The sequence below is a fragment of the Ilyomonas limi genome, assembly GCF_005233845.1.
Taxonomy (GTDB): domain Bacteria; phylum Bacteroidota; class Bacteroidia; order Chitinophagales; family Chitinophagaceae; genus Ilyomonas; species Ilyomonas limi.
Genome location: NZ_SZQL01000003.1, coordinates 18,248 through 42,204 on the forward strand (window position 1 = coordinate 18,248; position 23,957 = coordinate 42,204).

The 23,957-nt window shown below is 40.4% G+C and carries 19 protein-coding genes; 6 read left to right on the plus strand and 13 right to left on the minus strand.

Annotation, left to right across the window (positions count from 1 at the left end):
* Positions 1–17: 17 nt before the first annotated feature.
* Positions 18–2,594: a cation-translocating P-type ATPase gene (locus tag FC093_RS05090; RefSeq protein ID WP_137260679.1), complete on the plus strand. Its 2,577-nt coding sequence runs from the start codon at positions 18–20 to the stop codon at positions 2,592–2,594.
* A gap of 81 nt (positions 2,595–2,675) precedes the next feature.
* Here the strand turns inward: FC093_RS05090 and FC093_RS05095 are convergent, their stop codons facing one another.
* The 4 genes from FC093_RS05095 to FC093_RS05110 all read right to left on the minus strand — a co-directional run bounded on the left by FC093_RS05095 (position 2,676) and on the right by FC093_RS05110 (position 6,460).
* Complete coding sequence (locus FC093_RS05095; protein WP_137260680.1) at positions 2,676–3,134, minus strand: DoxX family protein; 459 nt, start codon at positions 3,132–3,134, stop codon at positions 2,676–2,678.
* A 281-nt stretch (positions 3,135–3,415) separates the two neighbouring features.
* Positions 3,416–4,171, minus strand: a complete 756-nt coding sequence (locus FC093_RS05100; protein ID WP_137260681.1) for an SDR family NAD(P)-dependent oxidoreductase — start codon at positions 4,169–4,171, stop codon at positions 3,416–3,418.
* Positions 4,172–4,182: 11 nt separating this feature from the next.
* Positions 4,183–5,088, minus strand: a complete 906-nt coding sequence (locus FC093_RS05105; RefSeq protein ID WP_137260682.1) for a DUF5107 domain-containing protein — start codon at positions 5,086–5,088, stop codon at positions 4,183–4,185.
* A gap of 52 nt (positions 5,089–5,140) precedes the next feature.
* Positions 5,141–6,460, minus strand: coding sequence for a hypothetical protein (locus tag FC093_RS05110; protein ID WP_206106517.1), 1,320 nt, complete (start codon positions 6,458–6,460; stop codon positions 5,141–5,143).
* 291 nt (positions 6,461–6,751) lie between these two features.
* On the opposite strand from FC093_RS05110, the gene FC093_RS05115 reads away from it, so the two are divergent.
* The gene (locus FC093_RS05115) at positions 6,752–8,875 is read left to right on the plus strand and encodes an alpha-galactosidase (protein ID WP_170971000.1); all 2,124 of its coding nucleotides are present in this window, start codon (positions 6,752–6,754) and stop codon (positions 8,873–8,875) included.
* A gap of 410 nt (positions 8,876–9,285) precedes the next feature.
* On the opposite strand, the gene FC093_RS05120 is transcribed toward FC093_RS05115, so the two are convergent.
* The 3 genes from FC093_RS05120 to FC093_RS05130 all read right to left on the minus strand — a co-directional run bounded on the left by FC093_RS05120 (position 9,286) and on the right by FC093_RS05130 (position 12,577).
* Entirely contained in the window at positions 9,286–10,086 is an 801-nt protein-coding gene (locus FC093_RS05120) for an SDR family NAD(P)-dependent oxidoreductase (RefSeq protein ID WP_240743200.1), read from the minus strand.
* Positions 10,052–11,227 (minus strand): mandelate racemase/muconate lactonizing enzyme family protein, encoded by a 1,176-nt coding sequence (locus FC093_RS05125; RefSeq protein WP_137260684.1) that lies wholly within the window; start codon positions 11,225–11,227, stop codon positions 10,052–10,054. The genes FC093_RS05120 and FC093_RS05125 overlap by 35 nt, the downstream gene beginning before the upstream one ends.
* 114 nt (positions 11,228–11,341) lie before the next feature.
* Positions 11,342–12,577: an MFS transporter gene (locus tag FC093_RS05130; protein WP_137260685.1), complete on the minus strand. Its 1,236-nt coding sequence runs from the start codon at positions 12,575–12,577 to the stop codon at positions 11,342–11,344.
* A gap of 260 nt (positions 12,578–12,837) precedes the next feature.
* Here FC093_RS05130 and FC093_RS05135 point away from each other — a divergent pair, with 260 nt between their 5' ends.
* On the plus strand, positions 12,838–13,728 hold the full coding sequence (locus FC093_RS05135) for an AraC family transcriptional regulator (RefSeq protein ID WP_137260686.1): 891 nt from the start codon (positions 12,838–12,840) through the stop codon (positions 13,726–13,728).
* A gap of 115 nt (positions 13,729–13,843) precedes the next feature.
* Here the strand turns inward: FC093_RS05135 and FC093_RS05140 are convergent, their stop codons facing one another.
* Both FC093_RS05140 and FC093_RS05145 read right to left on the minus strand, forming a co-directional pair.
* On the minus strand, positions 13,844–15,025 hold the full coding sequence (locus tag FC093_RS05140; protein WP_206106518.1) for a glycoside hydrolase family 130 protein: 1,182 nt from the start codon (positions 15,023–15,025) through the stop codon (positions 13,844–13,846).
* Positions 15,026–15,316: 291 nt separating this feature from the next.
* Positions 15,317–16,024, minus strand: a complete 708-nt coding sequence (locus FC093_RS05145) for an SDR family oxidoreductase (RefSeq protein WP_137260687.1) — start codon at positions 16,022–16,024, stop codon at positions 15,317–15,319.
* Positions 16,025–16,389: 365 nt separating this feature from the next.
* Here FC093_RS05145 and FC093_RS05150 point away from each other — a divergent pair, with 365 nt between their 5' ends.
* Positions 16,390–17,085, plus strand: a complete 696-nt coding sequence (locus tag FC093_RS05150; protein WP_137260688.1) for a YjjG family noncanonical pyrimidine nucleotidase — start codon at positions 16,390–16,392, stop codon at positions 17,083–17,085.
* A 250-nt stretch (positions 17,086–17,335) separates the two neighbouring features.
* Entirely contained in the window at positions 17,336–18,409 is a 1,074-nt protein-coding gene (locus tag FC093_RS05155; protein WP_137260689.1) for a transposase, read from the plus strand.
* Positions 18,410–18,705: 296 nt separating this feature from the next.
* On the opposite strand, the gene gldG is transcribed toward FC093_RS05155, so the two are convergent.
* The 4 genes from gldG to FC093_RS05175 form a co-directional block, all read right to left on the minus strand.
* Positions 18,706–20,457 carry a gliding motility-associated ABC transporter substrate-binding protein GldG gene (gene gldG / locus FC093_RS05160; protein WP_137260690.1) on the minus strand — a complete coding sequence of 584 codons (1,752 nt, stop codon included), beginning with the start codon at positions 20,455–20,457 and terminating at the stop codon, positions 18,706–18,708.
* 58 nt (positions 20,458–20,515) lie between these two features.
* Positions 20,516–21,238: an ABC transporter permease subunit gene (locus tag FC093_RS05165; RefSeq protein ID WP_137260691.1), complete on the minus strand. Its 723-nt coding sequence runs from the start codon at positions 21,236–21,238 to the stop codon at positions 20,516–20,518.
* A gap of 146 nt (positions 21,239–21,384) precedes the next feature.
* Positions 21,385–22,149, minus strand: coding sequence for a ThuA domain-containing protein (locus tag FC093_RS05170; RefSeq protein ID WP_137260692.1), 765 nt, complete (start codon positions 22,147–22,149; stop codon positions 21,385–21,387).
* Between the two features lie 101 nt (positions 22,150–22,250).
* Positions 22,251–23,006: an MBL fold metallo-hydrolase gene (locus FC093_RS05175; protein WP_137260693.1), complete on the minus strand. Its 756-nt coding sequence runs from the start codon at positions 23,004–23,006 to the stop codon at positions 22,251–22,253.
* 152 nt (positions 23,007–23,158) lie between these two features.
* Between FC093_RS05175 and FC093_RS05180 the strand changes: the two genes are divergently transcribed.
* Positions 23,159–23,947 (plus strand): alpha/beta hydrolase, encoded by a 789-nt coding sequence (locus tag FC093_RS05180; protein ID WP_137260694.1) that lies wholly within the window; start codon positions 23,159–23,161, stop codon positions 23,945–23,947.
* Positions 23,948–23,957: the final 10 nt, after the last annotated feature.

Here is a 23,957-nt window from a genome sequence, read left to right on the forward strand (position 1 = left end):
GATATATACAATCCAGTATGAAAACATTTTACCAGCTCAGCAAAGAAGAAGTCATTAATCAGCTTCAAACATCTTTTTCTGGTTTAAGAAATGAGGCGGTTCCAGCCCTTCGGGAAAAATTTGGAGAAAATACTTTACAGGAAGCAAAACAAAAAAGCAAATTATCTATTCTTCTTGGGCAGCTCAATGATACAATGATTATCATTCTCATTATTGCTGCGGGCATTTCTTTTTTTGTTGGAGAACATACAGATGGGCTTGTAATTATTGCAATAATTATTGCAAATGCGTGGATGGGATACGCTCAGGAGAGCAAAGCAGAGGAATCCATCAAAATGCTGAAAAAAATGGCGGCACAATTTGCACTGGTGATGCGGGATAATAAACCGGTAAAAATTGAAGCCAACAAATTGGTGCCTGGCGACGTGATTTTGTTGGAGGCAGGAGGCATTGTACCTGCAGATGCAAGGTTGATTGAAGTAAGCGCGTTTAAAACAGATGAAGCGTCTTTAACAGGAGAAAGTTATTCTGTAGAAAAAACAATTGAAGCTATAAGCAAAGATAATCTTGTTCCGGGCGACCAGCATAACATGGTTTTCAAAGGAACAATGGTGAGTAATGGTTCTGCAAAGGCAATTGTAACTGCAATTGGCATGAACACTGAAATAGGTAAAATTGCTGGTTTATTGGATGTAGGCCTTCAAAAAACACCACTTCAGAAAAGGCTTGCAGTGTTCAGTAAACAATTAGCTGTAATTGTGATACTCATTTGCGTAATAGTATTTGCATTGGGTTTGTGGCGGGGAGAACCGGCATTTCAAATGTTTTTAACAGCGCTGTCACTTGCAGTAGCTGCTTTGCCCGAAGCGCTCCCTGCAGTGATAACCATAGCGCTTGCCCGCGGTGCTGCGAGAATGGTAAAACAAAAAGCACTCATAAGAAAGCTACCGGCTGTAGAAACTTTGGGTTCGGTTACTTATATCTGCACCGACAAAACCGGAACACTTACCCAAAATGTAATGACGGTTGAAAAAATGCAGGCAGCTAATAATAACGAAGAATTATTGGAATATGCCATGCTTTTAAACAATGAAGTAAGCGCTTCGGAGAATAATGAATTGTTTGGAGATTCTACAGAAACAGCATTGGTTTATTACGCACTAAAAGATGGCTATACAAAAGAGGAAGCAGATGCAAAATATCCGCTATTATTAAAACTGCCTTTCGATTCATCCCGAATGCGGATGAGTACGCTACATAAAAATGGAGACAAATGGATTTTATTTACTAAAGGTGCGCCTGTAAAAATGGTAGCGGTACTATCTGAAAAATATAAGAACAGTATTCAGGAATGGTTAAATGTAAATAAGGAATGGGCAAAAGATGGATTAAGAGTTTTATTTTTTGCCTATAAAGTTTTTGACCAGGAGCCCGGTAAACTGGATGTAAGTTTAGAAAAAGATATGAATTTTTTAGGAATAACGGCTATGATTGACCCGCCGCGCGAAGAGGTTATTGATGCCATCCGTCAATGTAAAACAGCAGGTATTAAAACCATGATGATAACCGGCGACCAACCTCTTACAGCTAAAGCCATAGCCGAACGTTTAGAAATAATTAATGAAGGTGGTGAAGCAAAGACAGGAATGGATTTGGATAAACTGGGGGAAGAAGATTTCAAAAATAGCGTAAAAGAGATTTTTGTGTATGCAAGAGTATCTCCCGAACAAAAATTAAATATTGTAAAAGCGCTGCAAAGCAATGGCGAATTTGTAGCAATGACCGGTGACGGTGTGAATGATGCGCCATCCTTGAAACAGGCAGACATTGGTTTGGCAATGGGTATAACCGGTACCGATGTAGCCAAGGAAGCATCGGACATGATATTGCTTGATGATAATTTTGCCACCATCGTTAAAGCTGTAAAAGAAGGAAGAAGAATTTATGAGAATATAAGAAAATTCATTTTATATGTCCTCTCCTGCAACCTGAGTGAAATTCTTACGCTGTTCTTTGCACCTTTTCTCGGCTTTGCTATCCCATTACTTCCCATCCACATCTTATGGATAAATCTGGTAACAGATGGCTTGCCCGGTATTGCTCTTGTAGCAGAACCAGCAGAAGAAGGTATTATGAATCGCCCACCCAGACCTCCGAAAGAAAACCTGTTCGCCGGAGGGTTGATAGTAAAAATAATTTTTTCCGCAATTGTTTTAACGCTGTCTGCAATCTTTATTCAGTGGTGGGCAGTAAGGCAGGGGTATGATGTAAAAACCCAGCAAACAATGGTGTTTACAACTTTATGTTTTGTTCAATTGGGTAATGCCCTTTCTGTTCGCTCAGTCTATCATTCGCTCTTCTCCAAAGGAATATTTGCAAATAAAGGAATGTGGGGCACAGTGGTCCTTACGGTAATCCTGCAGTTATTAATTGTTTACATTCCTTTCTTACAACCTGTGTTCAAAACAACGACTTTAAACTCGAATGCTATACAGATAATTTCTTTAGTTTCATTAGCATCCCTTCTTTGCATTGAGCTGATGAAATATTTGTCAAATAAGATCGGAAAGGCTTATGGAACAAAAAAAGATTAATTTAAATGCTCAATCGCGTAAAGGGAAAATTAATTACGCTTTAAAAGTCCTTTAAAAGACTGTATCGCCGTTTGTGCAATGTTACTTAAAAGCGCTTCCTGATTTTTTATCTATAGCAGCTCCTCTGCGGAAATATTCATCAGCCGAAAGCGTACCGCTCCCTTTTATAGCAAAAAGAATAAGTAAAATAAGAGCAATAAGAGAGAGAACTAATTCAAAAGTATTGTAGTCCATGTTTTTGATATTCACAAAAAAGATTGCTACAATAAGAATTGGAATCTGAACAATGGAAGATGCTTTTGTAAAAAGCCCAACTGTTATAAAAAATCCACATAATAAACCAAGATAAGCTATTACAAATGCAAGCACTTCTGAATTTTGCGAGAAAATACCTATACCGGTTTCCGTTATCAACGATTTCAGCATCTCAGTATTACGAATAAAGCTTATTGCTTTATAAAGTATAATCAGGCCTAATACAACTCTTAAAACGGTGAGCCAACTTAACTTGATGGTACTTTTTGAGGTAGTTTCAGCCATAAAGATGAAGATTTAGTGTGGAGGAAATAAATATACCAATATATGAAATTACCCCTAAAAGAAAGAATTACAAAAATAATTGCAGCATTATTGTCAGTTATAATAATAGTACACTACCTTAAACTGTGAATAGTATTAATTAAGCCTCATCATAAAGCAACCTTCCAATCATACTAAAACAAATCGTAAAAGAAATTCTATAGCAGCGGGATTGCTTCAAAACTGTTTGCATCTTTAATTGTCAATGCTAAGTCACCTATTTCATCATGACCCCCATTTGCCTAAAAAGTGATTGTTAAGCCGCCATCTACTACAATTACCTGTCCGGTGATATAAGATGCGTCTTTGCCGGCTAAGAAAAAAGCAACGCCCGCGATTTCTTCGGGTGCAGCCGCCCGCTTCAATGGTAAATGATGCCCTTCCACATAATTGCTCCTGAACCATTCTGTTTCCAGTTCATTAACTCCATTTGCTGCTATCGCCATTGGTGTATCTACAAATCCGGGTGCAATAGCATTTACTAAAATATTTCTATCTGCAAGTTCTACTGCCACAGCCCGGCAATATTGGTTGATAGCTGCTTTAGCCATAGCGTAACTGCTTGCACCGACTTCTGCACGCGTGCCGTGGATGGAGGTAATATGAATAATTCTGCCACCATTGTACATAAATGCAGTCGCTAATTGCGATATCAATATAGTGCCGTTGACCATTATATCGAATATCTTTCGCCATTCTTCAATAGGCATTACTATAGGGTTTGTTATGCCGCCGATGCCTGCACAATTTACCAATGCATCCAGCGAACCCCAGTTGTTTTTAATTAGTTGATGCCCTTTTTCAATAGTTGCTGTATTGGTATAACTACCATGCAATATCAAATGATTGCCAGAACCTAATTCATTTAGTAAAGTGTTTAATTTCTCTTCTTGTATATCATTGGCGCATACATCATAGCCTTCCTGTGCAAAACGTATAGCGGTTGCCCTGCCAATACCCGAGGCAGCGCCGGTAATGAGTACTTTTGGTCTGTTCATGTAATTAAAAATTATTGCTTTTCGCCTGCATAAATACGTACTGAGGTGTGTAGTGTTTCGCCAGGTGCTAATACGGCACATTGTCTCTTTTCCTTTGCTTCGTTTACGCTCATAGGCATATTGGTACAAGGCTCCAGTATAGCCGTATAATGGTCAAAAAAACCACCATACGAAGCAAAGTACCACTGATAGGGAAACACCTTTATATCGCACTGATAACTGAATACATGTTTGCCTTCATTGCTCAGCAATTGCATTTCACCAGCAGGAATATTGTAGAGGTAAAAGAAATCTATTGCATTGCCTTTGGACGGAATGATTGAAGCATTTGTGTCTTCAACAATAGGCCAGATAAAGGGATTTGTATCTTTAAATCTTGAATAAGTGGGGTCAACAACTTGTCCGTATTGAGCATTGGTGAGCAGTTGATCACCAGCTTCAATGCGCAGGGCAGCGTGAAGCTTCCATAAAAAATTACGCTGTTCATTTGTGGTGTTTTTGATGGTGTAATCCATATATAGCATAGGACTATTGGCATCGGCATACACTGTTTTGCTATAATGTAGTCCGCTTAATGCTAAATGTCCATGCACTGTTATTTTATCTTCGGTTTGAAAATACTGCAAAGGCGTTGTCCATAACTCTCCATGATCAGGATAATCTATTGAATCAATTGTTTCCGTCATATCATTTGGTATCAACTCATCAATAGCGCCTAAAAAGTTGGAATCATAATCTGCTCCACGTTCCTGCATTTGTAATGGAAGATTGGAATTAGTCCATAAAAACTGTTTGCCCAATTGCTTGTTGTAGATACTCCATATTTTACCGCCCAGTGCAGGCACAATGGAAAAGGCAAGATGATCTGTTTCCATCGTTAACATTTCAATACCGTTGGTAAGTATTTTTGAAAACATGGTGTTATTGGTTTGAGAGAAACAAAGAATGTAATTAGGAAGCTGTTTATTATTACTTTTTAAACTCTACCGCATATTCCGATAAATAAGGGCTCGCCGTGTCGGTTATATCTTTATAAAACAGTCTTGCCCTCTGTCCCAAGTTCAGGGAAGTATAATGTTTCGCTTTATCTTCTGCGGTATTGACTGGCTGCAAGGAAGGGTACCAGATCGTATGCCCGGGCTTATTTAAAAACAGTTTTGGGGTTGACCATTGCTGCGAATTGTCTCCTTCCCCGAAGTCTGCGTTTGTATTAAACGAAATATAAATACTGCTGCCTTTCCACGAAGGACCTTCTGCCCTCGCCATCAGCATCACCCAGCATTGCAAATAATTGTTCCAGCTAACCGAAGGTCCCCAATAATATTTTGCTGTAGGCGACGAAGCCGGACCGCCACCCTCGGCAACCGGAATCTGCAAAGAAGCTATAGGAACACCCACACTATCCGCAGGCGCATTGAATCCTTTACCATCCCACCGTTTAGCTTTACCCACAGGATTATCGAGGTCTGATAATTTGATACGTGCGATGCTGATGCACTGCCCTTTCCACTCGGCATTCCTGTTGTAAGTAGCAGAATCATATTTACCCGGGTAGCCGTATTCACCAAAAAACACATACAGGTAATCGCCATTGGCAATAGCCGAAGGATCGCCTACACCGCCTGCAAAATTGATCCCTGTATTGTGCGGCTTCAATATCATGCGGGATTGGTAATCCTGCAGTATAATGCCTTTATCCTGCCAGCTATGTCCACCATCCATTGACTTCATAATACCTATACGGCAAACGGCAGTTTTGGTTTCAGGTCCTTTCAATCCCTGTGGCCACTTTACATCGAGGTAGCCAACGCCTGTTGAAGAATCGTAGGGCAAAGTAGAAGGATAATTTTCGTTATGATATAATGCATACAACGTTTTGCCGGTTGCATCGTTGGAGTCTTTAAACAATGTTTCAAACCATACGGCACCATGCAAGCCCGGTGTGCCCGGCTTTGCATTCAAAGGCATATTCGGTTCAGTAAATTCGGTGGAGGCTTTTTTAAATACCTCGTCCACGCTGCTGCCGCTGGCAAACTTAAGATCGTGTGCTTCTCCCCATAACGGATCTTCGCCATATTTGCCGGGAAAAATTCTGAATGTATCACCTACCCAAACCGTAGCCATATTACAATCTACAAAAGAGTTAAACAGGAACTTTTCTGAAGGGATAAGCACTGCTGTTGGTGTTGAAGCATCAGTCTGTGTGTTGCTGGTGGCTGTTGTACAGGCAACAATGCAGGCAATAAATGCTGTGGTGAGCATCGGGTTTTTTATGCTAAATAAATTCATACAGGAACAATCAATTATTTATTGTTTTTGATTTTACTATGCAGTATGCAATGTACTATTCTAATTTTTCTAAACACAGCTACACGCTCCTTTACGAAGGTGAATACTTTTATTACTTAAAACATCTTTTTATTCAGCGGATTTGTATATTTTGTTAACACAAATGCCGGGTTATAATTTACCGTTTGCCGGATGTAACCATGCTCTTGTAATGAAACCATAATAATCAGTCAAATTGGTGGATTTTTTTCTATGCTGAATGGCGGATTTTTGTAAGAATTATTAATGCGTATGCTTGTCCATTCAATAAAAGTTGTATTCCTGTTATTGTTTCTCTCAACTGTAATCAACAGTTTTTCCCAGGTAAGTTATAACGGTCAAAAAAAGGAGTGGACCGTACGTTCCGGTAAAAACAGGTACATTATAACCAACACGCCGGAAGGTATTGAACAAGCTTATCTTACAGATGCTACTGCAACGGTATCACCGGCTGCTGAACCGGATTACCATCTTGTTGTCTGCACCATTAACGGTCAGCAATTGAATGCTGCTGATTTTACACTTACAAATAATCAAACAGGCAATGAGAAAAACGGCGTTGCTTATCTTATGCTTACGCTCCAGGCAAAGAAGTCTCCGCTGCAAGCAATAGTTACTTGTAAAGCGTATAATAATACCGGAGTTTTTACCAGAAGCATCAACATAAAAAATACTTCGCAGCAGGCTATCCACATCGCTAATATTCCCTCTTTTTCTGCTTCGCTGCCGGGAGGAAATTATGACCTGCAATATTTAAAAACAGAATGGGGTCACGAAAGGCGCTTTACTACAGAGGCTTTACAACCGGATAGCCTGCGTTCGTTCATTATGAACAGAGGACGTTCCGGCGAAGGTTATTCCTCCTGGTTTTCATTGGTAAACAACACTACTTCGGTACGCTATATGGCAGAGCTTGCTTATTCGGGCAACTGGCAAATGCAGTTTTTGCAAAAAGAGGCAAATGCTCCTGTAACAGTGCAAATGGGTATGCGCTTCGATAAGGGAGAAGCACTTACACTCCTTCCTTCTGCAACATTTCAAACACCGGAAGTTGCCTTCACATTAGACAGTGGTGATTTGGATGAGGTAGCAAACTATTTACACCGCTATCAGCGCGAGTTTGTAATTCCGGCAGTGCAAACCAATAGGCCTTTACTGGTAGAGTATAATACCTGGTTTGCCACGCCCAATAAAGTGTATGTAAAGGAAGTAAAAAGACTGGTAGATAGTGCGGCTGCATTGGGCTGCGAAGCCTTTGTGCTGGATGCCGGCTGGTACAACGAGCAGGAGCAGGATTGGTCGGCAGAATTGGGCAACTGGTATCCAACCAAAACCAGCTTTCCCAATGGCTTGGAAGAACTGGTAAACTATGTGCATCAAAACAACATGTTGTTTGGGCTTTGGGTAGAAATAGAAAGCGTAGGCCGCCAATCGAATTTGGTAAAAGAACATCCCGGTTGGTTTCTGCAAAACGAAGGAAAGCCGGTATTTACGAGCAATCGCTACCATTTAAACTTTGCTAATGACAGTGCCCGTAACTGGGCACTGCACACCATCAGCCGGCTGGTGAATACCTATCAATTGAAATGGATAAAAATTGACTATAACAATTCTGTTGGGGAGTCGTTTGATGCGCAGTACAATGGTATTGCTCTGTATGAGCACCTGCAGGGATACTTTAAACTGCTGGATGCTGTACATCATCTTTTTCCATCTTTAATTGTAGAAAACTGCGCCAGCGGCGGTTTGCGTACCGATTTAGGTACTATGAAGCATACCAATACAGCCTGGCTTTCGGATATTACTTACCCGCACAATGCACCCCAACTTGTTTGGGGCGCTACGCTGGAACTTACACCGGGCATCAATAACTATTGGATGACTGGTGACACGGTGCACCAGGATGTATGGTTCTGTAAGGAAGAACCACTGCATCCCGAATGGTGGAATTATATGTTCAGGATAGCGATGACCGGGCAGTTTGGAATATCCAGCCGTTTGGAGCGTTGGAGTAAAGCGCTGATGGATACAGCAAAGCAAAATATACAATTGTACAAGCGCATTCGTACTATTATTCAAGGTGCAGATGTATATCACCTTACCCCTATGCCCGACCATGACAAACCGGTGGGAAGTATGGCAATTCAATACCAAAATAATGATAAAAATTTGCTAATGGCATACCGTTTAGAAAATGGGAAGGATGAAGAAAATTATAAGCTCCGCAACCTAGATGCTGCTCAGCAATATGTGGTATATATTGATGGAAAAAAGATAAAACAATTAACAGGTGGTGAGCTGATGAATGTCGGAATTACTGTGAATCTAAAATATGATTTTAGTGCTGCTGTTATTGAGATGGATGAAGTGCAATAAGGTTATTTTTAAATATCATTTTATGAAAAAGTTGACAATTTACTATATTGTTAGTTAGGGATATTTAGCATAGAATAAATCTGTTTTGATGCTGTTGAAGTTGTAAGCGCTTTTAAGTATGATTGCTTACAGATAGTTTTCACTTTTACTTTTTTCTCTTGAAAGAAAAAAGTAACAAAAAAGTTCAAGGACAACCCGATCGCTCCGCGCGTTTGTCCGAGCCTCCGCCACCACTTACTCCAGGATGGATTATAACTTTTAGGGTGAATGGTTTGGCTGACGAAAATGTTACTTATAATAGTTATAAGGAATGCTGCTGAAAATCTTAATAAATTTAAGTTAGAGCGAAGGTTATTTTTGAATACAATTAATACAAAAGAGCCACAGTATATGCGCTGTTTGAAAGCGCATTAATAAGTAGCCCTGCCGCCTGAAATATCATAGATAAAGCCAGTAGAAAAACTGTTTTCCTCGGATACGATAAAGCACGACATGGCGGCTACTTCCTCTATCGTTCCTAAGCGCTTCATAGGTATTTTGGCAACCATATAAGCCATCTGCTCAGGCTGCGTGTTTTCATTCATTGTTGTTTTTATTACAGCAGGCGCAATGCCATTAACGGTAATATTGGTGGTTGCAAATTCCTTAGCCACGCCTTTTACCAATCCTATCAAACCTGCCTTGGTGGAGGAGTAACCCACCATACCCGGGTTACCTTCTTTACCAGCAATAGAAGCTACCAGCAACACGCGCCCGCAGCCTTTTTTAGCCATTACCTTCAAGGTGTATTTAGTTATCAGGAAAGCGCCTCTCAGGTTCACTTCATAGATCTTATCGAAATCTGCTGTTGGATAATCAATAATTTTTGTGCTGGTAGGCCCTACTATTCCCGCGGCGTGCACCATTACATCTATTGTTCCCCACTTTTCTTCAATAGTATTTACCGTTTGACTCACTTCTTCTTCATTGCTGATGTCGGTGAGGTAACCATGTGCATCAATACCTTTGTTTGTTAACTCAGCTACTGCATAATCCAGTGTTGCTTTGTTATTATCAATGAGTGCTACGGTTGCTTTTTCGAGGCCTAATCTGCAGGCAATGCCCTTGCCTATACCACTACCACTGCCGGTAATGATGGCTATTTTATTTGTAAAACGTTCGTACATGCAATTAGTTTTATAGTTGAGGGGTGTAATAGATTTGTTTGCCATTCACTTTAATTTCTACATCCACCAAATATTTCTGAAGCGGAGCCGTGTCTACTGTAATACCCAGTCCCGGCTTTTCAGGCACATGAATATAACCGCTGCTATCAGGAATAATTTTTTCTTTACCAATCTCCTGTGCCAGCATTTTTAGCTCAACGGGATATTCACTTATCAAATCGTTTTCTATACCGGCATACGGCTGCAATGATGCACTTAATGCAAGATGAGAAGTAAACGTGTGATTGACATATGTTACACTTTTGCTCCTTGCCAAATCAGCTACTTTTTTAGCAGTAGTAATGCCGCCAATTCTGCCTGCATCTATCTGTATAAAATGGAGTCCCGCATGATTAATCATAGCTTGTGCCTGTACAAAATTGTTGCAGCCTTCTCCGCCAGCCAGTGCAACCTGCGGTGCTGTTTCAGACAACATTTTATATGCTTCCAAAGCACCGTTCACAAAGGGTTCTTCCAGCCAGTAAGCGTTTATTGCTTTTAAAGCAGGTAAGCGCCGTGCAGCCTCACTATTGTTTTCTGTCCAGGCGGTGCCTGCATCAATCATCAGGTAAGCATCTTTGTCCGTTCCTTCTCTTGCTGCGTGCAAGTGTGCAATGTCTTGTTCCAGGTTTTGCTTGCCAAAAGGTCCCCAGCCAAACTTCACGGCCCTAAAACCCTTTGCTGCTGTGCTTGTTGCTTTTTCATAAGTTTCTTCCGGCGTGTTGCCAAATAATTGCGAAGCATACGGCAGCTTTGGATAAGCTTGCTGATAACCTAATAATTTATAAACAGGCTGTTCTAATTTTTTACCCAACAAATCCCACAAGGCAATATCAATACCGGATAATGTATGGTCGGCTTGCAGTAAGTCCAACGAGTTTTCCCGCACGTCAGCCGTAATGCGATAGATGTCTTCCGCGCTGTTGATGCCCTTTCCTTCGATGGAATATTTCAACGGCTTACAGGCGCTGTGCGACATAGGGCATACATAACTGGCAATACTGGTAAGCGGCGATGCTTCGCACTCGCCCCAGCCTTCGAGTCCAGCCGCCCTGATGCGCACCAGCAAAGCATCCTGGCTGCCATCGCCAATGTCCAGCACTTCGGGCATGCTGAGGTAAAAAAAGTCAACTGTTTCTATTTTCATGGGCAGTATATTAAAAAGCAAAAGGTAGACACTCCTGTTTACTTTTTATTAATATTTTATAGTTTGCGAAGAACCTCCGCAAAACAAATTTGTATTGCAAAAGGATGAATATTGTTAAGCTATTACCATTGCATTGTTCTCCTTTTTTTGCTTCGACCATACGTTTATACTGGCTACCACACTATAACAAATTATCAAAAAGAAAAGTCCCCAACGCAATCCAAATACATCACCCAGTTTGCCCACCATCATAGCACCAAATGCACCTCCTGAGCTGGCTGCAAACAGCAAGCCCGAAAGCGAACCATGATGTTTGTTAATGGTATTCATAGCCAGTGAAAGAATGAGTGGCCACATAACCGAATGAAATAAACCGGTGATAGGAAAAAACCAGATAGCCATTGTGCGCGTGCCAAATATAGCGCAACAAAAAGATGTTACTGCCGCTATGGTGAACAGGAGCAGTATCTTAAGGCTGCTAAAATATCGGAGCAGTACCATGCCAAATACACAGCCGAGCGATAATAATAACCAATATAACGATAGCACTAATGAGCCTGTTGTTTGCGGATCCACTGCATGATAACTGCTTAAAAATTGCGGTATCCAGTTGGATATGCCCTGCTCGCAGGCTGCATAAGAAAATAGTGCAAAAAAGAACAGGTATAAATACTTCTTACTCAGCAGCTCTTTAAAGGTGTGGAAGTTACCAATCTTTTCGGATGCACTCAGGTGCACCGGCGGAAATTTTACCAATATAATGATGGCTGTAGTTATTATAAAAATGACGAGGAATATATAATACACCGCCAGCCATGGATAGCTGCCTGCACTTATTGCGTGTAAAATATTGAAAGGAAAAGCTGTAGAAGGATTTTTTATCCATTGTGCAATAAGGGTATAAAAATAAGGACTTGCAAAAGCGCCTACACCATACATTAATGTGTTTAAAGTGGTATTAAAAGGCAGTTTTTCGGCACCCATCACCTCACGCAAAAGTGGGAAGGCAAGCACTTGTACAAGCGTTAATGCGCAGCCAATAACGAATATAGAAATGATACGACTGGGGAAATTGCCCGAATAAATAAACAGTAAAATGCCGGCTAATACAGTAAGGTAGGCAAACAACAAGGATTTTTTGTAAGAAAACTTTTCGATAATCAAGCCCGACGGAATGGCCATAAAGCCAAATGAAAGATAATAAGCAACCGGCAGCGATGCAGCGGCAGCATAGTTCAGCCCGTAAAACCGGATAATTTCGGGGATGATAGCACCCATGATTGACACCATCAATCCTACTTCAAAATAGGCAAGATTTACCAACACTACAATTGCCGACCGCTTGTACATTTTATACGCTTTAAATAAAATTGGCTAACTTTATACAACAGTGCTTCCTTACAAAAATGAAATGTTTTAAAAAAGGAAAAATATTTTAATCCTGCTTTTTCTTATTCTTTTCTAACACTAATACAAGCGCTGCCGAAGCTGTAAATGACCGATGGGAAATAATTTTTCAGGTATTACCGCTTATAACTTTTTACCCATTTTGCTTCTTCAAAGTGAAAAATTCATATAAATTGCCATTATAACGATTACAACACTGCCGTATGAGACCCCAATTACACAAGCTACCTCTGGTAAACGATTCTTCTTTTTTATACAACAACTGGCACTGCGATTATTTTGATAAGCCGTGGCATTTTCATGAAGAATACGAACTTGTAATGATAGAGAAAAGCCGTGGAAAAAAATTTATTGGTGATAAAGTAACTGATTTTGAAGACGGCGATTTAATGCTTATCGGTCCAAAGATCCCGCATTTCTTTCGCAACAATGCAGAGTATTACAAGAAAAACGGGAAGCTGGAAGCAAGCTCTATTTTCATCCATTTTACCAAGGATTGTTTAGGCAAAAACTTTTTTGATTTGCCCGAAATGAAACTGGTGCAAAAGCTGCTCGAAAACTCATATTATGCTCTGGAAATTCATGGTACGGTAAAGCCGTATGTTATGAACAGGTTGCGAGCTATGTGTACCGAAAGTGCTCCGCAGCGCCTGGTAAGCCTTTTAGATATCTTAGTAAAACTGTCGGAAAGCAACGAAGTAAGTCCTGTCTTATCTGCCCGCTTTAACGAAAGCAAGTATGCAGTTGTGGACAGTTGTAAGGATACTGACCGTATGGGTATTATTCTCGAATACATCACCAACAATTTTCACCGGGAAATATATGTAAATGAAATTGCTGCCAAGCTGCACATGTGCAATGCTTCTTTCTCCAGGTATTTCAAGCATCATACAAGAAAAACTTTTTCGGATTATGTAACCGAACTCCGGATAAGCCATGCCTGCAAACTACTGATGATGGATGACCAGAGTATTTCCCAGGTAAGTTTTGATAGCGGCTTTGAAAATCTTTCTAATTTTTATAAGCATTTCCGGCGCATCACCGGCGTTATTCCAAAAGAATACCGAAAACGTTTTTTGCAGGCTTCCGATTGATGCGGGTTAATTAATTTGCTGTTAATTACATTACAACCGAATCCTTGTAAGCCCTTAGCTTACAAGGATTCGGTATTTAAATCATTACTGAATGATGAAAATTATTTTGCGCTCCTTATTCCTTTACCGCCACTGCAATTTTAGAATCGGCAGTGCCGTAGTATAAATAATAATGATTATGAAACTGTGCTAAGCCCTCTATAAAACATACATTGTTTACTTCGCCGGTGAGCTCATAATCCTTTTCCGGTTTCATAAAAAAATGGTCTAACCGATGAAGAATTTTGGTAGGATCGTTTTTATCCAATAATACTTGTCCGGTAGTGTAAGTGCCCTCTTTCAAAGTAGAATCACCATCGGGCGGCATACTGCGGCTGTTGTAGAGTAGTAAAATTCCATTATCAGTAAGCATAGCGGGCGGACCGGATTCTACCAGATCATTATCAAACATGCCCGCACGTGTGGGCACTACTATCTGCAGGTTGGGCACTTTTTCAGCCACCCCTTTCAGTGCAACAGGCGGTTGCTGGCCAGGTTGCATTTCTACTGGCGTCCAGTCAATTAAGTTATCCGAAGTGGCTGCCCAGATAAACAAATCACCCCAGTACATCCAGTATTTTCCGTTGATGCGGGTAGCAGTGATTTTTCCATTCTGATAAGTAGAAACGATAGAGCCGGATTTGCTCCATTTGTCCACATATTTACCGCCGTATGCTTTGGTAAATACAGAACCATGCTTTGTCCAATGCAGCAGGTCGGGCGAAGTAGCAATGAGCAACCGTGCGGTGGTACCATCGTACGCGGTATAGGTCATGTAGTACATACCGGCGCTGTCTTGCACAACGCGCGGGTCTTCGCAGCCGCCCTGCCATTCCCATTTTTTAAAAGCATCATTTTGCGGATACAGAACAGGAGTTGGATAACGGGTAAAATGGATGGCGTCGGTGCTGGCTGCGAGACCAATGCGCGAGGTGCCGGTAGGTTTGCCAATACTGTCCTGCGCACGATACAGCATAAACACCGTATCGTTGCGCACGGCTATAGCCGGATTAAAAACATTCCTGGCTTCCCAACCTACTTTTTTATTCGTAACAGGATCAACAAAAGTACTGTTTCCGGGCTGCAATATAGGATTAACACTGTCTATCTTCACAAAAGGAAGCAGTGCCCAGGCTGTACTATCGTTTGTAGTACTGGTTGAATCAGCGCCTGCACTGGCTGCTTCATTGGATGCATACCGGCAGGCGTATAAACCAATGCTTAGGGCAATAATAAGCAGAAAAGGTAAGTGTTTCAAATGGCTTTATTTGGTGTTATCGTTAAACAAATTTAACTCAAGAGTTGTTTAAAATATAAGAAGTTTACGAACCATTATGGCTTAAAAAGCATAAGTACCCTGTTGCATAACTTATCTTCCATCGGACGGTCTTCGCCTTAGCTGTTAGGAGGGGCCTTGTTGGCCAATAAACCGTTTACTCAAACACAAAGATGCCTATAAGGGGTTATTTGAATTTTATTAATTGAATATTGATAATAATTACCAAATTCAGTAGTGGGTTATTGCCTGCAGTTTGTGGCTTACAACTTCCTATAAATCTCCCAATTGCGGGCGTAGCAATATTTCTTCTACACAGGCCTGCGGCGAAAGGAACGAAGCCGTATAAATCATATTGGCTACATCACTCACTTTCATTATCCGCTGCGGATCAACACCGCTCCCACTCCAGCTATCAGTCATTGTAGCACCGGGATATACGGCTGTTACTTTTATGTTGTACTGCTTTAGTTCTTCACGCAGGTTTTTACTAAAACCCATCAAGGCAAATTTGCTAATGCTGTATGCGCCACCATTAGGATAAGCCTGCAAAGAAGCTATAGAGCACATATTGAAAATATGACCTTCTTTAGCAGCCATCATACCAGGCAATAAGGCGCGCGTTAAATGATAAGCACTGTACAGGTTGGTATTAATCATTTGCTCCAAAGCACCATCCGGCTCATTGTGTACGCTGCCGGGTACAAATTGTCCGGCATTATTTACAACTATGTCTGTTTTATCTACCTTGTGCAATATCCAGTCTGCAAATTGAAGTACCGCCTCTTTTTTACTCATATCGCAGGCGCGGGCAAGAATCCTCGCACGCGGATAGCGCGCCTGCATATAGGTAGTTGCAAGATGCAGCCGCTGCTCGTTACGGGCACACAACAACAAAGTATGACCCTGCCGGTCATCGGCAAATTTATCGGCAATGGCTAACCCCAATCCTTTTGATGCACCCGTAACAACAATATTCATAATAGTAATGAATTGAAAAGCTGTTTAAAAATAGTTTTAACCACAAAATCGTGAAGAACACAAAGCTGCACAAAGATTAACAAGAAATATTTTGTATAGTTTTTGTTCTTTGAGCCGTCGTGGTTGTTACCCCACGGATATTAAACAACTTACGTAAAATTCAAAAATAGAAAGTATGTTGGCAAATGTGGATAATAGTTTTTGTGATTGATAAGTGTTCAGTTGTAAGTGGTGGGTAGTGAGTAGTGAATACGAAATAGCTTGAGAAATGAAATATGAAAAATATAAGCAAGTTTCCCATTCCCAACTCATCACTTAAAAAAGTTTGATTTTTCTTTTTAAACTTTGCCGCGTTATCTTCACTTATGAAATACCGACATTTATTCTTTGACCTTGACCATACCTTGTGGGACTTTGAAGCTAATGCCAGCGAAACCTTGCACGATCTTTATCTGAAGCACGATTTAGCAAAAAGAGGCGTATATAACTTTGATTCTTTTTTTAATAAATACAGCTATCATAATAACCGCCTGTGGGACCGATATACAAAGGGTTTTATAAAACAAGAGGAACTTCGCTGGAAGCGTATGTGGCTGGCTTTACTGGAATATAAAGTAGCCGATGAAGCTTTGGCAAAACAAATGGCTGCGGAGTTTTTAGAGCTGCTGCCATTTAAAAAAAATTTGTTTCCTTATACGGTTGAAATACTTACTTACTTAAAGAACAAAGGGTACCAGCTTCACCTCATTACGAATGGTTTTGATGCTGTGCAATTAAGTAAGCTCGACAGCAGTAACCTGCGCAATTTTTTTGTTGAAATCATTACTTCCGAAAACAGTAACAGCCTGAAGCCAAACCGCGAAATATTTGAGTTTGCCATGGCTAAGTGCAATGCTACCAATACCGAATGCATTATGATTGGCGACAACCTGGACGCGGATATTGCCGGTGCCCTGAATGCCGGGCTGGATACGGTATTTGTAAACCACCTGTGCATTGATGCGCACATACAACCTACATATATGATTCATCACCTGCAGGAACTGGAAGACATTTTTTAAGTTTTAAGCTGTGTAATTCTAAAAAGAATTTATTGCCTGTCTTATGCTGCATTAATAGACGAACACTGAAAATTGATGAGCTATGCTCAGATAAATTGTTTTACAATGCGGCTATTCTTTTTTCTATAAAAATTATTGCATTATTATACACTATTCATTTTCATAGTACTACTTCTCAACGAAATTAATAACCATTGGTAAGGCAATTATCTGTGCACATAATTAGACATGGACTGCTATATTTGGCATTATGAAAGTGCACAGGTACCACGAGCAGCAGCGGCGAAAATGGGTGTATGAAATGCAGCATAAGCTGAAACCGGTAAAGCAAATTTGCAAGGAAGCAATTATTTCGCGGGCTACCTTATACAACTGGGTAAAGGAGTTTTCGGAAGAAAATGCAGGTGTGAATAATGAAGCTGCACAGCAGGAAGAGGAAGCCATTGCATGGCAGCCATTGGATAAACACAAGATGCTGCTGGCTGCATTAAACAAAATAGATAAGGATAAAAAAGTAAGTCAAAAATTAGTAAGCGAACTGATGAAGCGCTACACGCTAACTGCAGCGCAGGCATGCAGTATTGCAGGCATAGAAGAAGCCACTTATAACTATAAACCACGTAAGCCCGAAGTAGCCGACAGACTGGTATATGATGAATTGGTGAGATTGATTGCGGAAGACACTTCCAAAGGATTAGATGATTGCTATACCGTGTTGCAAAGCACACATCCGGAGTGGACGCATAAGCAAATAAAACGCATTTACCGGCAGGGAAGATTATACCTGAAACGTACCCGTACACGCAATACCAGGCTGTTAAATAATATTATTTCGAGGACACCTGTACATACCAATAAAGCACTTCGCCTAAAGCGCGAAGGCGCCTTTTGGCAAGTGGGTGTGCTGCAGGAAGCATTCAATAATGACTGTGCCTATTGGATCTTATACATTATAGATTATAACGATGGTACGCCATTGAATGCTGCCATAGGAGAAGGAAGCATAACACCCGAACAACTGGTCAATTTTCTTTCTCTTGCTATAAAAGAAAATGGTACACCTAAAAAGATGCGCGCAGTGGCACAGCCACCGTTTAATAGTCGTGAAGTGGCAAGGTGGATTTGGGATAATAAAGTAGCGCTGTATAATTTATCTATGGCAAAGCCGGAAAACCAATTAGAGATAGGTCATTTGGAAGACAGCATCCGGCAGCAGTTGATAGAAGAAGGCACTACGCTGGAAAGAGCAAAAGAAAAAGCGGCAGTATGGATAAACAGCTTTGCGGAGCGGGAAATGAGTGTTGAAGTGTTAGTAGTAGATTAAGATGTAGCTTTTCATTCCCAACTCTTCTCCATAGCTGGAGAAGAGAACTGCAATTGTTTGAAACCCACATTACTGCAAGCAGTAGCAGAGTAATCTGCAGGTTTTATCAAAATTATTATTAATGGGTTTATTCTACACTTAATAACAGGCTTAATACAATTTACCGCAATACTATTGATGAATTATTTTGATTGTACAATAACTCACAGATTGCTTTGTTATCGCTCGCAATGACGATGGTGCTTCGCCATCGCATTTTCGGTTCACATCTTCATATTTGCAAAGGCGAACTTGTGTTATGCCGCATACTTGTTTTTACGGAAATATTGAAATAACATTCCAAATACAATGATAAGCACAACAGGTACTACAATGTTGATGAATTGCCATTGTGTGCGCTGCTCCTGTATCTTCTTTTTATCCAATAATCGTAAGGTAAAATCTTTATTGCGGCTCTCAAAAATGCCGCTGTTGCTTACCATATAATCTACGCTGTTGAGAAAGAATTCACGGTTGGCAAAACGATAGTTTTCTAACGGTAATTCACCCATTGGCAGCGGTCCGGTGGTATTGCTTACGGCGTTCGTTACAATATCTGCATCAGACACTACAATTTGTTTTGTAGCTGATGTTGCTGAAGTCGCAAAAGGCTTACCAGTATTACGTTGTACCGAATCCTGCACGGCTGCATCCAGGCGGTTGGCAAAGAGACTTTTGAACTTTCCTTCAAGCAATACCGCTACCGGGATATGGCTTTTATTATAGGTAGCAAAATTATTACTGCTTATTTCCTCAATAGCCCTGTTCAAACTTACTAAAGCTGGCGAAGCAATGATGCGGCTGTTAGTATCGGTAGCAAGTAAAATCGTCTTCTTTATATCCGGTGCTTTCACCGTATCAATAGACGAAGGAAAAATAGATAATACCTTATCTAAATTTTTAGAGATTAAATTGTTGTTATTGGAATACAAAAACGGATAATAAGACCAGGGAATTCTCACAAACTGCGGCGTTCCATCGGGATTATAACCTCTTACAATAGGTATTTTGGAGCAGTTTAAATCCTGCACCAGATCGCCGTTGATACGCACACCGTATTTAAACAAAATATCATCAATATTGAGGTTGCGGTCAAATGCTACAAAATCTGCCTGGCTACGCATCAAACTGTCCAATTCGGCATATAATTTATCTACAAACCACAACACTTTGCCACCATGCATCACATACTGATCTATCTTCAGTTTGTCTTCATCGCTAAAAGGCTGCGTAGGTTTTACAATCAGCAAAGCATTAATTTCATCGGGATTAGGGTAGCCTCTTTTCAAATCAAAAACCGCCAGGCGATATTCATTGCGCAGGCTTTCGCCCAAATCATTCACCGTAAGATCGGTTGGCTCACCATTACCCACACAATACGCAACTGAAGGCACATACGTGCGCGTCAATTTATCTATGGCATTGGCAAACTTAAATTCCAGTAACGCTTCTGCGGCATTGCGCGTAGCTTCTTTATCAGGTTGCGGTTCATCATTGATAACATTAAAATTTTTAAACACCGTTCGGCTGCTGCGCAAATCAATGGCAAAAGGTGGCTTATTTTTATAATACACCAATGCCGATGGAATAATGAGTTGATTGGTTGCTTTATTAACCGTTGCACTAATATCTTCATTACGCTCAAATACAACACCCGTACGGGCTAAGCTGTCGTACAACTGCATTTTTGCACTATCGGGCAAACCTTCGCCAGGTGTTTCAAAACTTACCTGTATGTTATTATTTATGTCTTTAAATTCACGCAATAAATCCTGTACGCCAATGCTCAGCTTTTTATAATCAGCAGGTAGATCACCATTTAAAAACACTTTGATGTTGATGGTAGAATCTACATTTTCCAGCATTTTTTTTGTAGAAGGACTTAAAGTAAATCGCTTCTCTGCTGTAAGATCTATGCGATAATAAATGAAAGAGGATAAATAAACAATAGCTGCAAAAAAAGCTACCATTACCACCCACCAATATTTATGCTGAAGTACTTTATTCATACGATGCTTATATAATTTGAATATTGGATTATTAAAGCTTTTTCATCTGTCAACACACTCATCTTTTCACTACATTTCGCTGTGTTATCCACAAAAACAATATAATAATTCCAATGAAATAAATGATGTCGCGTATATCAATCACTCCGCGACTAATACTGTTGTAATGAAAATTAATACCCAGCATTTCTATGTAATAATCCGGCCCCGCATTGAATACCGGCAACTTACTTACAGCTTCAAAACCGGTATACAAAATAAAACAAGCAAATGCGCCGGTGATGAACGCTACTACGGTATTATTGGTAAAACTACTGGCGCAAATGCCCACAGACGTAAACACTGCACCCAGCAACAGCAAGCCAATATAACTACCTATGGTTGCTCCCACATCAATGCCGCCAATGGCACTTAACTGTTGTATGGAAATGGCATAAATGATAGTTGGCAGGAGTGCTAAAACTACCACCAGCAATGCACCAAAATACTTACCCCATACAATTTGGGAGGGTTTAAGCGGCATCGTTTTCAACAACTCAAAAGTGCCGCCTTTGTATTCATCGGCAAGGCTGCGCATGGTAATGGTAGGCACCAAAAACAACAATATCCAGGGCGTCAGACTAAAGAAACCACTCAGCGATGCATAACCAAACGTGAGTAGATCGGTATCGGGAAAAACAAAGAGAAACAAACCGGTGAGCAGCAGGAAAATAACCAATGCAATATAGCCGGTGAGACTGCTGAAAAATTGCAGCCATTCTTTTTTGCATATCATCCACATAACGCCAAAGCTAAGATAGAGTTGATTGCCACCAAGACTTTAAGGCACAAAGAATGATTAAAAATAACGGTGCGGATAAACGCAAATTTATTATCTGCTTGTCAGCAAGTCCTTTACTTTGCGATTTTGCAGTTAAAAATGCTGCGCTATTTCCTGCCTGTTGCAGCCCAAAAAATGCCTGCATATAAATGGTTTAAAAAAGCAGGATCGCTAAAGTCGGTAGGCATGTGACCAAGTGCTGTATAAAAGGCACGGCCGCCATCAAAGTTGTGATACCAGGCAATAGGATGAAACTTGCCCATCCCTTCGCCTTTACCTCTGGCGCCCCAGTCGGCCTTGGGGTTGTAGGTGGATTCATTTACCGCCAATATATAATGTAGTTCCGTTATTTTTTCGGGGCCAAATTCGTACCATTCATCTGTCCATAATTTATTATTGGCAAAGCCCTGCAAGCCGGGGAATGTTGTATCTACAATGTTTAATGCTGCTGTTTGTATGGCAGGATGAATATGAAACATTCTACCCACGAGTTTGTTATACCAATCCCAGTCGTACTCGGTATCCGATGCACTGTGAATACCTACATAACCTTTGCCCGATTGTATATAACGCTCCATTACTTTTTGCTGTGCGGAATCAAAAATATCACCAGTAGTATTTAAGAAAATAATTACCTGGAATTGTGCAACATATTTATCGGTAAAGCCATTGGGATCTTCCCATAAAACCGCGTCAAAAAAGTTTTTCCGGGCTAAGTCCTGTAAGGCTAAAACACCGGCATGCAGCGATTCGTGATGCCAACCTCTGGTGGTGGTTACGATGAGTGCTTTAAATTGTTTTTGCGCTGTGGCTGTTGTGCTGATGGTTATTTGAATAAATACAAAAAGAATGAATAATCTAACGGCTCGCATGTATATTTCTTTTAATTAATGGAATGAAGGTAAAAGAATATCACTTTACATAAGCAGGAATTTACTTTGAGACATCTGCACAAAAAGCATACTTATCAAAGCTATTGAGCTGTTGGGTACCAGTTGCGTAGCCGCACTTCTATGTTTTTATCGCCTGTATTTACCAGGTTTTTAAACGTGTTTACATCCTGCCCGCGATAATGATAAGGATATACAATTTTGGGCTTAAATGCCAGCACGCCCTGCGCCGCTTGATCGGGCGGCATGGTATAAGGCAGGTTCATACAAACAAAGGCAATGTCAATATTTTTCAACGCCCGCATTTCAGGAATATCTTCTGTATCGCCGGAAATGTAAATGTTTTTACCGCCAATAGTAAGTACATAACCGTTGCCCCTGCCCTTGGTATGAAAAGCATCAGGCGCTTCGGGAAGATTGTACATGGGAATAGCTTTTATAGCCATGTCCTGTACATGTATTTCATCACCATTTTTAAGTATTGTTACTCTTTGTTTATTTACCATGGCAGGAAGTCTGTCAGCCACTACCTGCGGCACAACAAACATTGCATTATTGGTGTTAATGGCATTAAGTGTTGCCGTATCAAAATGATCACCATGTATATCGGTAATGATAATCACATCCGGTGCTGCCAATCCTTTAAACAAACTAGCTCCGCCGGCAGGATCAATATACAGGTTTTTATTGTGATAACTTAATACGAGCGAAGCATGTTGAACTGGTTGTATGGTTAGCTCACCGCCATTTACTTTTTCATGGTCTGGCTGGGATAGCTGCGCTTTGGTAAATAGCATAACGGTTGTAAAAACGAAAAGGAGTACAAGCTTACCTCTCATAACATGGTGTTTTAATATTACTAAAGTATGATTTTTGAACAATTGAAAAATGATATTTATTGTACTATTACCGATAACATACAAGCTGCTGCTGTTTTATTTTTAAATAAGATGAATGCAGTAACCTTGATGTATAAATTTATTTATCCTTAATGCAAAATAATCTTGCATATTATCCAACTACATTATCCAGGAAAGCCATCACATTGGTTGCACATGGACTGAACATGAAACCTGCAGGTATGCTTGCCATTATACAATGGCTGAATGAGCAAGGCTCGGATGTATATCTTGTAAAATTATCCGGACACCACGAACAATCAATACACATCAAACACGTTACTCCCACTATGTGGGAAGAAGAAATGTTGCATGTTTATACTATTGCAAAAGCAGCATCCATTCAACACAATATGCCACTTTTCTTTGTAGGCTACTCGCTTGGCGCGTTGCTTGGGCAAGCAATGATACTATCTTTAAAAAGGACTAACGTATTTGATAAGCAAATATTAATTGCACCCGCAACAGCCGTAAGAAACAGAAGTTATGTATTGAAGCTGTTTTCTTTTGCTTATAAAAAAATGATGCTGCCCAGCTTTACACCAAGCCCGTACAGAGTACATAATTTTTTACCGCTCACCGTTTTTGAAGTATTATTCAGGAATGAAAGAACTATTGTGGAAGCACAGTTTAATACATTGAATATTCCTACGCTCATTTTTATAGACCCGAAAGACGAACTGATAAGCTATAAAAAGCTGGTTAAATTTTCACGTATCTTCCAACTTACCAACCATGAAATAATTGCACTCGACAGCAATCTTAAAAAGCGGAATGCACATTATCATCACCTCGTTGTGAGCGAAGGAACAATGGGTAAACAAAACTGGGAAATGGTAACTCAAAAGATGATTGCCTTTCTTTTTGGTGCAGAAAAATAGTTTAAAAATT